Here is a 14,122-nt window from a genome sequence, read left to right as displayed (position 1 = left end):
TTCTCTCCTGATGAGGTATCCCAAACCGCGGGACGAAAACCGGATCATGGGCGCAGTTTCGACAAATCGATGCCCATGCGCTTGGCCCAGACCCGGTTGCGCATCATCACCACATTGAACAGTTCGGGATGGGTGAGCTTGACCTCTTCCGGATTGAGGGCGAGCGCCAGCAGCTCCGCCATCCGTTGCCGGATGTGGGTTTGCAGATTGGCCTGGTCCAGGCACTTCCGACCCAGGCCGATGGAGTTGCTCAGCAATTTGATGCGGTGGAACCACAGCGCCGGCAGATAGAGCACGTCGCCGGGCTTCAGCGTGCATTGCATCAGTTGGGCGGCGGGATCGTCGGCCAGCGCTTGTAGATCAGCATCCCCCGTCTCCGTTTCCGGCAACATCGCCTGCGGCCCCAAAACAGTCCAATGCTTTTCGCCCACCAGCTGCACATGCATGACGTCTATGGTGTAGGAGTCCTGATGCAGCCGGGTGACGCCGCCGCGCTGGCCCAGCCAGAGCTGGTGATTGGTGGAGATCACCTCGCCGTACAGATCGCGGCGGAAATCGTATTGGGCGATGTCCAGTTCCGGCATGTCCTCGGCCAGTTCGGGGCAGGAGGCCTGGTAATACCATTCCTGCAGATAGATGGGCGTCGTCTCCGGCCCCTCGTTGCGCATCAGCATGTCGACGAACTCGGCGAAGCTGGCCTGGGCGGAACGCTGGCTGCTATAGCTGTTGACCACCACCGGCGTTGCGCCGCAGCGCCGGGCCAGATGCTCGAAACTCCAATGGCGCACCGCCGGCCAGTCGGCGGCGTAGCCTTCCAGAATCACCGGCCGCTGCTGGTGACGGTATTCGCGGTCGAACACCTCCTTGCTCAGACCCCGGCGGCGCTCGATGCCCGGCGCCCGGCGCAAGGCCTCGGCGACGGGGCCGTCGGAGAAAGCGTTTTCAACGATCTGCAAGCTGGCGACATCGCGCCGCTTCAGGATATTCGCTTCGATCAGAACGGGAGCGTTTTGCATGGATTCCTCCAATAGACTTAGAGCCGCTAACAAAACCTCGCAGAGAACCTGAGCCAAGGCGCGCCGACGCGGGCAGTACAAGTCGTACGACAAGGAGGCGCAACGCGGGATCAGGGGTTTTGTTAGTCGGTCTTATTGGCGGGCGCGCGCCCGCAGAATGGTGTCCCTTATCGTCGTCAGCACTTGCGGCCGCAAAGCGTCCTGATGCGGCAGCCAGCGATGGATGAAATGCTCGCAGTCGTCCAGCCAGACAATATGCTTGCTGCGGGCGTTCTTGGCCGCGGCCAGATAGCCGTCCAGCGTCTCGGCGGGCACCACCGCGTCCTTGCCGGCGCCTATGATCAGCAAGTCGCCGCTGAATTCGCGCAGGCCGGCATAGGCCGGGGAGTCCGGATAGGGGGCGGGACGGGCCAGCCCGCCGTCGAAACGGGATTCGGCGGCATCGGCCGGATAGCTTGCCGGGCAGAACAGCACCAGACAGGCGGGCTTCAGCACCGGCGCGACCCAGGCGGCGAGATGGCCGCCCATGCTGGTGCCGATCAGGGTCAGCGACTCGCGCTTGTCCAGATGTTCGGCGGCGGCCAGCGTTTCCTCGTAACGACGCCGCAGGCAGGCCTCTTCCAGCGCCCCGCTGCTGTCGCCGTTGCCGGAGAATTCGAAGCACACCGAAGCCAGGCCATGCCCGGCCAAGTGGTCCAGCACATAGCGTATGGTGTGCCGGTTCGCGGTCTGGCCCAGCCCGTGCAGGGTGAGGATGCTGCTTGCCGCGCCGGCGTCCGGCTGCACGCGGGTGGCGGCCAGCCATTGCTCGCCGGCGCTAAAGACAAAGTCTTCCGTTTTCATCGACGGGCTCGCGGACATGTCGGGGGCGTCCATCTTGATGCCGGCCCGGCCGCTCAACGGCTTGCCGCGGCGGCCAGCGTCGGGAAGCGTTCGGCGCGGACCCGCTCCCATTCCTGGCGCAGCACGCTGTAATAGATCACATCGCGGCGACGGCCGCCGGGCATGAAGTTGAAGCTGCGCAGCACGCCTTCCTCCGTCGCGCCGATGCCGGCCAGGCCCGCGCGCGCGCCGGCGTTCAACACGTCGGTCTTGAACTCCACGCGCTCGCATTCCAGCGCTTCAAACGCGTGCTTGAGCAGTTCGAACTTGACCGCGCGGTTGATGCCGGTGCGCCGCGCGTCCCGGCACAGCCAGGACCAGCCTATCTCCAGGCGGCGCTCGCCCTCGGCGAGATTGCCGTAAGCGGTGCTGCCGACGATGCGGTCCGTTTGGCGGTCGATGATGGCGAACACGATGCGGCTGCCGTTAAGGGTGTCCTGTATCGCCTGCTCGAGGAAGCGGCCCAGATCGTCCGGCGTCTGGATGCGAGCGACGAAATACTCCCAAATGGCGGGCTCGAACACGATGCGCTCAAACGCCGCGTAATCGCCGATCTGAATCCGGCGCAAACGCACGCGTTCGTTTTCCAGGGTGAGGTCCTTCAAATTACGCCAAGTCATTTATCGCTCCTTGCATAGGTTTAAGCGGGCCGTGTATCAGAAAGAGGGCTGCGGCGCCCGGCCATCCCGCACATACGCCGCGTCCGCCGAAAACGCTTCCGGCGTCCGCGCGTGGCGCGCATAGATGTCGTCCAGCTGCGCCATGTAACGCTGATGAATCATTTTGCGCTTGGGCTTGAATTGAGAAGTCAGCAGGCCGTTCTCGATGGAAAACGGCTCGTCGACAATGAGCGCCGCCAGGATGCGCGCCTCCTGGAAGACATCCTCGTTCAGCGCCCGGATATGCCGGCGCAAGGCCTCGGCGTCCGCCCCGGCCAGCGCCGGGGACAGGATGGCCGTAATAAAGGGCTTGCCGGTGCCGTACAGCACGCATTCATGCACGTCCGGATGCCGGCGCAAGCCCTCCTCCATCGGCCTCGCCAGCACGTTGCGGCCGCTGGCCATGGTCAAGACGTCGTCCACGCGGCCGTGGATGTACAGGAAACCGTCCTCGTCCACATGGCCCAAGTCCCAAGTCTTGACCTCGGCGCTGGGCAGGAAGCTTTTTTCGCTGACGCCGGGATCGCACCAGGTATAGCGGCAGTTGACCGGATGACGGCTGGCCACGATCAAGACGCCGTCCTGGTCGAAACGGATGGATTTGTTCGGCAGCACCTTGCCCACGCTGCCCAGGCGGAAGGCGCCGGGGTGGTTCTTGGCGACGATGCAGGCCTCGTTGCTGCCGTATCCCTCGTACAAGGGCACGCCGGCATGGTTGAAGAATTCGAGCACGGTCCGGCTGGCCGGGGCGGAGCCGGTCCACAGATAACGGACGCGCCCGCCGAGCGCGTCCTGGATCTGCGCGCCGCGGGCGGCCGGATCGCCGTCCCCGTGCCGCTGCGACAGGCTGGCGCGCAAGGCTTCGTAAAAGCCCGGCACGCCCATGACGACGGTGGGCTGGCAGGCCTTGGCCATGTCCAGCGCCTGATCCAGATCGGAAAGCGTGAGGTCGTGTCCAAACGCCAGCGCCGAATAAATCCAGTAGCGTTGCTGCAGCAAGGCCAGCCGCAGGAACACCAGCAGATTGTCACCGTCCCCATGCCCGAACATCGCCTGCACTTCATTGATGGAACTGTTGACGCTGGCGACGGTGGCTTCCAGGCCCTTGGGCGCGCCGGTGCTGCCCGAGGTGAATTTGATCGCCAGCACGTCGGCCGGGTCGTAGCCGGCGTGCAAGGGCCGCTCCGTCGCGTCCGCCTCGGCGTGTTCGGCCCAGGCATACACTTCGGCGATGTCGAAAACCGCGCCCGAGCGGTCCACACCCTCGGCGAACAAAGCTTTCAAGCCGTAGAGGTCCACGATACGCGCCGGCTCGAAGCGCCCGGCCTCGAAGCCCGCGGTCACCGCCCCCAGTTTCAGGACGGCCAGATCCAGCAGCACGAATTCGATCCGGTTGCGGGACAACACGCCCACCCGGTCGCGCGGGCGCAAGCCCAGCGCTTGCAAGCGCCGGGCCACGCGCGCCGCCTTGCGGTCCAGCTCGGCCAGCGTCCAGGCGCGCACCGCGCCGTCTTGCGGGAAGCGGATGACATGTCGCTCGTCATCGCATCCGCGCAGCGCGATGGCGTTGACCAGATCGACGTCCGGGCCGCGCGGCGCTTGAGACATCATCTCACTCATGACCGCCCTTCCTCCTCCGCGCCCGCCCGGCGCAGCGGCGTGAAGAAACGCTGCTCCGCCAAGTTCAAAGGCGTGCCCGGCGGCGACAGCTCCACGCTTTCCGGCCAGACGTCGACGCGCTCCATGCCCAAGGCTCGGCCCAGGCGCTGGGCGAAGCGCGGCATCAAGGGGCCGGCGGCCTGAGCCAATAGACGGGCCGTGGCCAGTTCCAGCGCGATCGCGGTCCGGTACTCGTCGCGCAGCGCCGGATTCCGACGGATGCGCTCGTTCGATTTGGCGAAGCGCAACGCGCCGGCCACCAGCCCGTCCAGCTCTTCCGCCACGCGGTTGAGCGTGAAACCGTCTGCGCCGTAATGGGTGCTCAGGCTGGTCAGCCGATTGCTCAGCGCGTCGAAATAGGCGGTGTGAGCGGCGGTCCAGTTGCCGGCGTCGGGCGCGCGCTGCTGGAAATCCTGCCGCAAGCGCTCGCCCAGGCCGCTCAGCCAGGCCTGCCACTGGCCCAAGAGCGTCCGCTCCACGCACGCATGGAAGTCGTCCAGCGTGAAATTGGTCCGCTCCTGCTCGCCGCGCGTGCGCGCCAGGTAATAGCGCACCGCGTCCACGCTGTCAGGGCTCAGGATGTCCTTGCCCCATACCGCGTGCCGGCGGCTGGTGGAGAACTTCAGGCCCTCGAGCAGGTAGAACTCGTTCTCGTTGTAGTCGATATCGCATTGCCAGTCCGGAAAGGCCATCCGGTACAAGGCCGGATAGAGGATGGAGTGGTAATAGCTGTTGTCGTAGCCGAAAAAGTGGACGATCTTCCAGTCCGGCTGCGGCCGGTCGGCTTGCCAGGGCTTGCCCAGCCGGCCGCCCAATTCCGCGATGCCGTATAGGAAGCCGTACGCCATTTCCGGCCACACCCAGATCACCTGCTCGCCCTCGACCTCCTCCGCCGGCGGCACGCCCCACTGCGCCGGATGGGTGATGGGCACCCAATAGTCCTTGCGCGCCAGCACCCGCTCCGCCAATTGCTGCAAGCGCGGCGACACCTTGCTCAGGCGCTGATGCTGTTCCACCGCATCCTTGAAGGCGGATAGATTGATCATGTAGCGGCGGATGGCGCCGGTAACCGGCGTCGCGTCCGACAGCCGCGAGCGCGGCGCGTCCAGGTCCACGCAGTTGTTCGGCTCGCCGCACTCCTCGCAGATATTGCCGCCGCAGGGCGAGCCGCAGCTCGGACACTTGGCGGAAACGTCCACCTCGTACAGATAGTCGCCGGTTTCGGCGTCGAACAGCGCCGCGTCGGAACGCAGCTGCGCGCCGCCCCGCACCAGGCGCGAGAAGAAATCGCGCAGGCCGGCCGCGTAAGCCGGGTCGCGGGTGGTGATGGTGTATTGATCCAGGTGGATGTCCATCAGGTCCAGCGTGGACTTGATCGCCGCCGAGTAATGGCTGGCCACCTGCTGAGGGCTGCTGTTTTCCTGACGGGCGCGGCCCACTACATAGCTCTGGTAATCGTCGCTGCCGGTGAGGTGATAGGCCTCGTGTCCGTTGGCGCGCAGGAAGCGCACATAGACATCGGCGCCCAGATAGGGGCCGGACAGATGGCCCAGGTGCAAGTCGCCGTTGGGCGTGGGCGGCGTGGAAAACACGAACACAGGACGCCCCTTCAAACGCGCGGCGCCGTTGTCTTGCGCGGCGGCCTCGCGTTTGGCCGCGTCCCGCCAGTAGAAGTCGCAGAAGCGCAGCGGCTGCTCGCCGGTATTGCGCAACACGTGTTTTTCAAACGGTTTGAACAGCACCAGGCTGCCGGCGCGCACCGGCTGGGAGCGGCCGTCGGCGTCGATGACGCCTTCGCCGCTCAGAATCAGAAAGGCTTCCAGCTCGTCGTGCTTGTGCGGCTGGCTTTCCCCGCCGGGCTCGACGACGCCGTAGGCCAGCCGCACCTGCTCCTGCTCACCCAGGCCGGCGATGGAAGCCATCTCGATGCCGAAAGCCGGCGCCAGCTGCGCTTCGTTCAATTCTATGATGTGCATGATCGGCTACCCCTTGGTGAGAGTGTGGTTGAGCAGGGCGACGGCTTCCGCGGCAACGCCGGGCGCCAGGCGATAACCGGAGCCGTTGCACGCTCCGACGAACAAAATGCGTCGATGCCGGCCGAGGTATTGCGCCAGCGGCTCGCGGCTTGGGCTGTAGGCGTCGCAGAACACCCTACCCGAGCCCGCCAGCGACGCCAGCTCCGGCGCAACGTCCTTCAACGCCTCGCGCGCCTCGGCGATCTCGCGGGCCTCCACCCTGGCCTGCCGGCACTGCTCCGGCGACACGTCCCATTGCTGGCAGGTGTAGCTGAACAGCCAATGCCCGCGGTGCGGCAGCGGCGCCAGAAAAGCGTCCTCGGCGGGGAAGAACAGCGCGGCCCCCTCCTCCGCCGGCCACTGAATATGCAGGGCCACCACTTTCTTGACGCGGACGCCTAGCCCGGCGGTCAGCCCGCTCCAGCAGCCCTCGTTGACCCACGGCCCGGGGGCCAGCACCACGGCGTCGGCGGCCAGCTCCCGGCCGCTGGACAGGGTCAGGCGAACGCCGTCGGCGCTCTCGTCCAGCGCCTCGGCCCCGACGCCCTCCAACACCTCGGCGCGATCGCGCAGACGCTGCGCGTACCATAAGGCCAGCCCCTGCACATCCGTCACATGACAGTCCGGCATCCGCCACAGCTCGCGGCCGGCCGGCAGATCCGGCGCGACGCGCGACTTTTCCTCCGCCGACAAGGGCAGCAGGCCGGCGCAGCGGGCGCGGACCTCCTCGGCGTCGGCCGCGCCGGCCGCGACGAAAAAGTCGAAGCCGTACATGGGCAGCTGCGGATGGCGGGCGCGCAAGGTCTGGTAGTAATCCGCGCTGGCCGCGCTCAGTTGGCGCACGCGCTCGGAGCGCCCCACCGGGAAATGGACGCCGGCGGAATACATCGACGCTCCCGCGCCGACCAAACCGCGATCCACCAGGGTGAGCCGGGCCCGCGGCTCGCGCTCCAGCAGGCGCGCGGCTATCGTGCAGCCGAGAATGCCGCCGCCGACGACGACGATGCGAGGCGCCGTCATGCCCATTCCCTCTTGCTCTTGCGCTCGGCCGCGAACGTCGAGGCCAGCGGCGCCCAGGACACGAAGGCGGCGTCGACGTTGTCGACGCGCGGCGCGTCCAGCATGCGGTTGATGACAATCTGGCTGCGCCACGCGGTCAGGCTGAGGTTGGGATCGGCCAAGCCGCGCTGCTGGCGGATGGCGTTCAGAATGAACAAGCTGCGATTGCGCGGCAGCTTGCCCAGCGCCGCGTAATCGCGGTCGACGGCGATTTCCTCGCCCTCTCGCTCCAGGCGCTCCCGCAGCGGCTGCAGGAAGGGCGTGGGCGCCGGCTTGAATCCGCTGGCCCAGATCACCACGTCCGCTTCCAGCGTTTCCGACGCGTTGGCGCCCAAATGGCTGGCGGCGATGGACCAGCGCTCGCCGTTCCGGCCGATGGCGCGCACCTCGCGGAAGGGCAGCAAGCTGATGTCGATAGGCGCGCGTTCGATGAAGCGCAGCGAATAGATCTGTTGGTAAAGGCTGCGCAAGGTGCATTCGGAAATGCCGTCGCTGCTGAGCAGATTGCGCTTGATGAAGGCGCTGCGGAATATCTCGTCCTGCTCGTAAAAGTAGTTGGAATGAGTAGGCGTATACAGGTCGTTGGTGAACGGGGAATCGTCGAGCGGGAAGTAGTTCTCCCGGCGCGACAACCAGCTCAGCGCGGCCGGCGCCTGGCCGCCGCCTCGGCGCAGCAAATCCAGCACCACCTCGGCGCCGGACTGTCCGCCGCCTATCACCAACACGCGCTTGCCCGCCGCGACGCCGGCCTTGGCGGCGAAATCGCTAATGTGGAAATGCGTAACCTCGTCGAGACAGGAACGCGCGAAGTCCGGCACCTCCGGCACAATGCCGACGCCGACGACCACATTGTCGCCCTGCACCCGTCGTTTCGTGGTCTGCACCACGAAGGCGGCGCCGTCGAAATCCACCTCCAGCACCCGTTCGCCAAAGCAGATATTGCCGTTGCTCTCCGCCGCCCATTTCAAATAGTCGCGGAATTCCAATCGCGACACCTGATCGAATCGCGCATTGAGAAACTGCAGCAATCTACCGTGCTGATGCAGATAGGAAACAAAGGAAAAGCGGTTGGTCGGGTCCGCCAGCGTGACCAGATCCTTGAACAGGGAGACCTGCAGCCCCGCGCCTGGAATCATCATGCCGTCGTGCCAGGTGAACGCCGCTTTCTGTTCGAAGAAGATGCTCTTGATGTCGTGCTGGCCATGCAAGAGCGAAGCCACGCTCAGATTGGACGGCCCGCTGCCGATGCCGATGCAGTGGTATTTCATGGTGTATTGGCACTCGAAGTGTATGCAAGACAAAAGGAGCCGCGATGAACTGCGCGTCGCAGCGGCGGAAAATCCAACCGGCACTCTCATTCGCAATCAACAACAACCGCAAAACCGCCAAAACATCGCCGGGGACGAAACACCGCCCGCTCCGGCATGAACATCCGCTGTTTCGTCCAGACCAGTACTAAAGACCAGGCCGTATCCCGTTGTAGAAACGCCCCAGGCGTCATTTCGTCTCCACGCTCGCCCAACTCCATGCCGCTACGCCGCCATGGACAGCCTCGCCGAAAACCCCCGTTTTCCCTGGCTGAGAGGACGAATTCCGCAAGCCGTATCGATCAATATATTCCAATGTCATTCAAGTTATCACATGACTTTTGTCATGTCAAACAACATTAAAAACCAAAAATAGATGATAATCGTCAAATAGATACCATCAATCAGGACAGTTTTCGGGGGAATAAAATCTGTCGTCATCCCGACGACGATGACGGCGAATCCGGACGGACGCCGCCGCTTCAAACGCAAAACAGGCCGGGATTCCCGGCCTGTTTTGCTAGAGCACCTGACTTGTAATCAGAGAGCCGCGATACTGGCTCAAGCCAGCTGGAAGGGATACACCGAACCCAAGCCCAGGATGCCGCTTAACTCGTCCAAGGCGGTTCGGCTTTCGATCAGCAGCTGCGGATCGGCCAGGTCATCGCTGCTCAGGCGGTCGCGGTAGTGACGCTCCACCCAGCCGTTGAGCGTGGCGAACAACGCGTCGCTCATCAGCACCTTGGGGTTGACCGCGGCGATCTCCGCCGAGGACAGCGCCACGCGCAGCCGCAGGCAGGCGGGGCCGCCGCCGTTCTGCATGCTCTGCTTGAGGTCGAACACCTTGACCTCGTCGATGGGGCCGCCGCCGGCGGCCAGCTTGCCAAGGTAGGTCCAGACGCGCGGCTGATTGCGGCACTCCTCCGGCACCACGATGATCATCTTGCCGTCCGGCTTGGACAGCAGCTGGCTGTTGAACAGATAACTCTTCACCGCCTCCTCGACGCTGACCTCCGCAGCCGGCACCTCCACCGAGACAAAGTCGCCGCCGACAGCCGCCAGCTTGGCGCTCAGCTCGGCCAGCACCTTGTGCTGATCGAGGAAGGATTTCTCGTGGTGGAACAGCACCTGACGGTTGCCCACCGAGATCACGTCGTTGTGGAACACGCCGGCGTCTATGGTGTCCGGGTCCTGCTGCGCGTAGACCACGCGCTCCGCACTCAAGCCGTGCAAGCGCGCCACCGCCTGGCAGGCTTCCAGGGTCTGGCGCGCCGGGAACTTGGCCGGCTTGGGATAACGGGCATCGAAAGCCGCCGCGCCGAACACGAAGAACTCCACCCCCGCGCCGTCGTACTCGGCGCAGAAACGGGTGTGGTTGGCCGCGCCCTCGTCGCCGAAGTGCATCTGCGCCGGCAGCGCCGGATGCACGGCGAAGCGGGACTCATCGGCGAACATCGCCCGCAGCAGCCGGCCCGTGGTCGGATGCTCGATCGAACGGTGGAATTTATTGTTCAAATTGGCCGGGGTGAAATGCACGCGGCCGTCGGCGGTGTCGCCGGACGGGCTGACGGTGGCGGCGTTGGCCGTCCACATGCAGGAGGCCGAGCTGGCCGCGGCCAGGATGGCCGGCGCTTCCTTGGCGGCGCGCGCCACCACCTCGGCGTCGCTGCCGCCAAAGCCCAGCAGACGCAGACTGGCGACGTCCGGACGCTCGTGCGGGGCCAACACGCCCTGCTTGAAGCCCAGGTCGTGCAAGGCCTTCATCTTGGCCAGGCCCTGCTTGGCGGCCAGCTTGGGATTGGACGCGGCGCTGACATTGCTGGTGGACGCCACATTGCCGAAGGACAGGCCGCTGTAGTTGTGCGTCGGGCCCACCAGACCGTCGAAATTCACTTCATAGGCGTTCACAGCGTGATCCCCGGCGAGAGTTGGGCCGGCACGGTCAGGCTGTCGCATTCCAGCGAGGCCACCGGATAGGCGCAGTAATCGGCGGCGTAATAGGCGCTGGCGCGATGGTTGCCGGAGGCGCCTACGCCGCCGAAGGGCGCGGCGCTGGACGCGCCGGTCAAGGGCTTGTTCCAGTTCACCACGCCGGCGCGGCTTTCCAACAGATAACGCTCGTACAGCGCGCGCTCATCGGACAGCACGCCGCCGGCCAGACCGAAGCGGGTGTCGTTGGCGATGGCGATGGCTTGATCGAAATCGGCGTAGCGTATCACTTGCAGCAGCGGGCCGAAGTATTCCTCGTCCGGACGCGCGGCGGCGGTGGTGTCGATGATGCCCGGGCTCAGCAGCGCCGCGTCCGGCGTCAGCCGGCGCATTTCCAGCAGCGCCTTGCCGCCGGCGGCCAGCATCGCGGCTTGGGCCTGCAACAGCGCCTCGGCGGCGGCGCTGGAGATCACCGCGCCCATGAAGGGCGCCGGCTCGGCGTCGTATTTGCCGACGCGCAGCTTGGCCGCCACCTCCACCAGCCGCGCCAGCAGCGCGTCGCCCCAGGCGCCTTGCGGCACCAGCAAGCGGCGCGCGCAAGTGCAGCGCTGGCCGGCGGAGACGAAGGCGGACTGAACGATGTGGTGGACGGCGGCGTCGATGTCCTGGACGCCTTCCACGATCAGCGGGTTGTTGCCGCCCATTTCCAGCGCCAGGATCTTGTCCGGATGGCCGGCGAAGTTCTTGTGCAGCAGCGCGCCGGTGGCGGAGCTGCCGGTAAAGAACAGGCCGTCGATGCCGGCGTGGCCGGCCAGGGCCGCGCCGGTGTCGCGCGCGCCTTGCAGCAGCGCGATCACGCCGGCCGGCAAGCCGGCTTCGGCCCACAAGCGCACCGTTTCCTGCGCCGTCCACGGCGTCAGTTCGGACGGCTTGAAGATCACCGCGTTGCCGGCCAAGAGCGCCGGCACGATGTGGCCGTTGGGCAGGTGGCCGGGAAAGTTGTAAGGGCCGAACACCGCCACCACGCCGTGCGGCTTGTGGCGCAGCACCGCCTGGGCGTCGCCCATGGCGGCGGCGCGTTCGCCGGTGCGCTCGTGGTAGGACTTCAGCGAGATGTCCACCTTGTTGACCATGGTGGTCACTTCGGTCAGCGCCTCCCACAAGGGCTTGCCGGTTTCCTGGGCGATGACGCGGGCCAGCGCGTCCTTGTTGGCGCTCAGGAGTTCGCCGAAGCGCTTGGCCACCGCAACCCGCGCATCCAGCGGCGTGCGCGCCCAGTGCTTGAACGCGGCGCGGCCGGCGGTCACGGCGGCGTCCACCTGGGCGGCGTCGGCCGCGCGGCCCTGCCACAGCGGGCTATTATCGGCCGGATTGGTTTTGTTCAGCGCCGCGCCGGCGCCTTCCAGCCATTGTCCATTGATGAATAAGCTGCTCACTATGCATTCTCCTTGGGATAGAGCGCGACGCAGCGCAGATGGCCGCCCTCTTCCACGTTCAGCGCTTGCGCCTGTTCCGGCGTCAGCAGGATTTCATGGGTGGGCGCCAGCGTCTCGGCCAGGATGACGCGGAAGCCGGCCAGCGAGTCGTTGGACACCAGGTAGAAGTTCTTGTCGCCTTCCGGCAGCGGGTCCGCCAGCCGCGCCGCGACCGTCGCGCTTTCCTTCACCGCGCGGATTTCGCTGGTATAGGTCTGCACCGTCGGGCCGGCGTCGAAGATGTCGACATAGCCCTCGTAGCGGAAGCCTTCGGATTCGAGCATCGCCACCGCTGGGCGGGTGTTTTCGTGAGTCTGGCCGATCACCGCCTGCGCCTCCGGCGGCAGGAAGTCGATGTAGACCGGGTGCTTAGGCATCAGCTCGGCGACGAAGGCCTTCTGGCCGACACCGGTCAGGTAGTCGGCGTGGGCGAAGTCTATGGAGAAGAAATGGCGGCCCAAACCTTCCCAGAACGGCGAGCGGCCGGCCTCGTCAGACACGCCGCGCATCTCGGCCACCACCAGCTTGCCGAACAGCTGCGGGAACTGGGCCAGGAACAGGAAGCGGCTCTTGGACAGCAGGCCGCCGTTGCGGTTGGCGCGGTAGTCCGGGTGCAGGAACAGCGTGCACAGCTCGGAATGGCCGGTGTGGTCGTTGGACAGGAACAGGGTGTCGTGGCGCGAATACACGCCCAACTCCTCGGACGCGTGGACGATGGTGCCTACGCGGTAGTTGTACCACGGCTCCTTCAGGCCCACCGCGGCCTCCAGCGCGCAGATGCCGGCGATGGCGCCGGTGGCGCCGTCTTCCATCACGAAGACATAGCCTTGATCGGCCTTGTCCAGCTCGCCGGCGAAAGACAGCACCGAGCGGGCGATGCGGCGCGACAGCCGCTCTTCGTTGACCGGCAGCGAGGTCAGGCCGACGCCGGCGCTGCGCGCCAGATTCATCAGGCCGTCCAGGTCCTTGTGGGCTACGGGGCGGATGAACATCATGCTGCGGACTCCTTCTGCTGCAAACCGGCCACTTGAACCTGGCCGCCGCTGGCGAGGCCCAGCGCGCGGGCGGCGTCGGGATTGATGAAGGCCACGCCGTCCACCACCGCCACGCGGCACACCGCGGCGGCGAACTCGCTGGATTCGAGATTGCTCAACAGCTGCGGCTGCGCCTGCTCCGGCAGGCTGGCCAGCACTTCCACCGGATAACAACGGCTGGTTTCCAGCGTTTTCAGCCGGTCCACTTCGGCGGTGAGCACCGCGCCGCCGTCGAAGATGTCGATGTAGTTGTCGGCCTCGAAGCCCTCGTTGCACAACCGTTGGCAAGAGCGCTCGAAACTGGCGTGGATCTGGCCGATGGCGTGCTGCGCCTCGTCCGGCAACAGCGGCACGTAGATAGGGTAGCTGGGCATCAGTTCGGCGATGAAGGTCTTGCTGTGGCTGACGAAGGCCTGTTCCACCTGCAGGAAATCCATATTGAAGAAGCGGCGGCCGATGGCGTTCCAGAACGGCGACTGGCCGGCGTCGTCGTGAATGCCCTGCATCTCCGCGATCACGCGGCGGCCAAAGCGCTCGCGCTTGCTGGCGATGAAGAGCAGCCGGGCGCGCGACAACAGCTCGGCGGCCAAGGGCTCCAGATGGCCGTCCACGTAGAAGCCGCACAGCTGCACCATGCCGGTCAGGTCATGGCACATATTCAGCACATGCACGCGGTTGTTGACCTTCAGCGCGCGCGAGGCGTGCACGAAGATTTCGCTGCGGTAGCTGTAGAAGGGCTCGTCGAAACCGGCGGAAGCGTTGATCGACGCGGTGCCCAGCACCTGGCCGCCTTCCTCCAGCACGAACATATAGTATTCGCAGCCTGAATCGCCGATGGCTTCGTGTTCGAAGGCGGACACAGACTGTTGAATGCGTTCGAACAGCTTTTCCCGGTTGTTGGGCAAGCTGGTGACGCCGATGCCGCTAGCCACCGCCATGCGTTCGATGGCGGGCAGATCGGCAGTGCGGACGGGACGCACGGTAAGCATGGGACATCTCCCCTAATCGCTGAAATCCGGCCGGACCGTGGCGGGACCGCGGCGCAGCATCACCCGCGCGCCTGCCGGGGGCAGGAACGTGGGCGGAT

The 14,122-nt window shown here is 65.8% G+C and carries 11 protein-coding genes; all 11 read right to left on the bottom strand.

The window, feature by feature from the left end; translation table 11 throughout:
• Positions 1-44: 44 nt before the first annotated feature.
• The 11 genes from HA052_RS09990 to aruF all read right to left on the bottom strand — a co-directional run bounded on the left by HA052_RS09990 (position 45) and on the right by aruF (position 14,024).
• A complete protein-coding gene (locus HA052_RS09990; protein ID WP_166451821.1) occupies positions 45-1,016 on the bottom strand; it encodes a cupin-like domain-containing protein in 972 nt (323 codons plus the stop codon).
• Between the two features lie 132 nt (positions 1,017-1,148).
• Complete coding sequence (locus HA052_RS09985) at positions 1,149-1,859, bottom strand: alpha/beta hydrolase (RefSeq protein WP_166451820.1); 711 nt, start codon at positions 1,857-1,859, stop codon at positions 1,149-1,151.
• Positions 1,860-1,912: 53 nt separating this feature from the next.
• Positions 1,913-2,518 carry a GNAT family N-acetyltransferase gene (locus tag HA052_RS09980; RefSeq protein WP_081547656.1) on the bottom strand — a complete coding sequence of 202 codons (606 nt, stop codon included), beginning with the start codon at positions 2,516-2,518 and terminating at the stop codon, positions 1,913-1,915.
• 36 nt (positions 2,519-2,554) lie between these two features.
• A complete protein-coding gene (locus HA052_RS09975) occupies positions 2,555-4,177 on the bottom strand; it encodes an AMP-binding protein (RefSeq protein WP_166451819.1) in 1,623 nt (540 codons plus the stop codon).
• A complete protein-coding gene (locus HA052_RS09970) occupies positions 4,174-6,192 on the bottom strand; it encodes a class I tRNA ligase family protein (protein ID WP_166451818.1) in 2,019 nt (672 codons plus the stop codon). Before HA052_RS09970 ends, HA052_RS09975 begins: the two co-directional genes overlap by 4 nt.
• A 6-nt stretch (positions 6,193-6,198) precedes the next feature.
• On the bottom strand, positions 6,199-7,251 hold the full coding sequence (locus HA052_RS09965; RefSeq protein WP_166451817.1) for an NAD(P)/FAD-dependent oxidoreductase: 1,053 nt from the start codon (positions 7,249-7,251) through the stop codon (positions 6,199-6,201).
• Complete coding sequence (locus tag HA052_RS09960) at positions 7,248-8,558, bottom strand: lysine N(6)-hydroxylase/L-ornithine N(5)-oxygenase family protein (RefSeq protein WP_081547664.1); 1,311 nt, start codon at positions 8,556-8,558, stop codon at positions 7,248-7,250. Before HA052_RS09960 ends, HA052_RS09965 begins: the two co-directional genes overlap by 4 nt.
• Positions 8,559-9,158: 600 nt before the next feature.
• The gene (gene astB, locus HA052_RS09955) at positions 9,159-10,505 is read right to left on the bottom strand and encodes an N-succinylarginine dihydrolase (protein ID WP_346774552.1); all 1,347 of its coding nucleotides are present in this window, start codon (positions 10,503-10,505) and stop codon (positions 9,159-9,161) included.
• Positions 10,502-11,962 (bottom strand): succinylglutamate-semialdehyde dehydrogenase, encoded by a 1,461-nt coding sequence (gene astD / locus HA052_RS09950; protein WP_166451815.1) that lies wholly within the window; start codon positions 11,960-11,962, stop codon positions 10,502-10,504. Before astD ends, astB begins: the two co-directional genes overlap by 4 nt.
• Positions 11,962-12,996, bottom strand: coding sequence for an arginine N-succinyltransferase (gene astA, locus HA052_RS09945; RefSeq protein WP_166451814.1), 1,035 nt, complete (start codon positions 12,994-12,996; stop codon positions 11,962-11,964). Before astA ends, astD begins: the two co-directional genes overlap by 1 nt.
• The gene (aruF, locus tag HA052_RS09940; protein WP_166451813.1) at positions 12,993-14,024 is read right to left on the bottom strand and encodes an arginine/ornithine succinyltransferase subunit alpha; all 1,032 of its coding nucleotides are present in this window, start codon (positions 14,022-14,024) and stop codon (positions 12,993-12,995) included. The genes astA and aruF overlap by 4 nt, the downstream gene beginning before the upstream one ends.
• Between the last annotated feature and the right edge of the window lie 98 nt (positions 14,025-14,122).

Origin of the sequence: Chromobacterium fluminis, assembly GCF_011602385.1 — a bacterium.
GTDB classification, from domain to species: domain Bacteria; phylum Pseudomonadota; class Gammaproteobacteria; order Burkholderiales; family Chromobacteriaceae; genus Chromobacterium; species Chromobacterium fluminis.
This window is presented reverse-complemented; position numbering and strand designations above follow the sequence as displayed.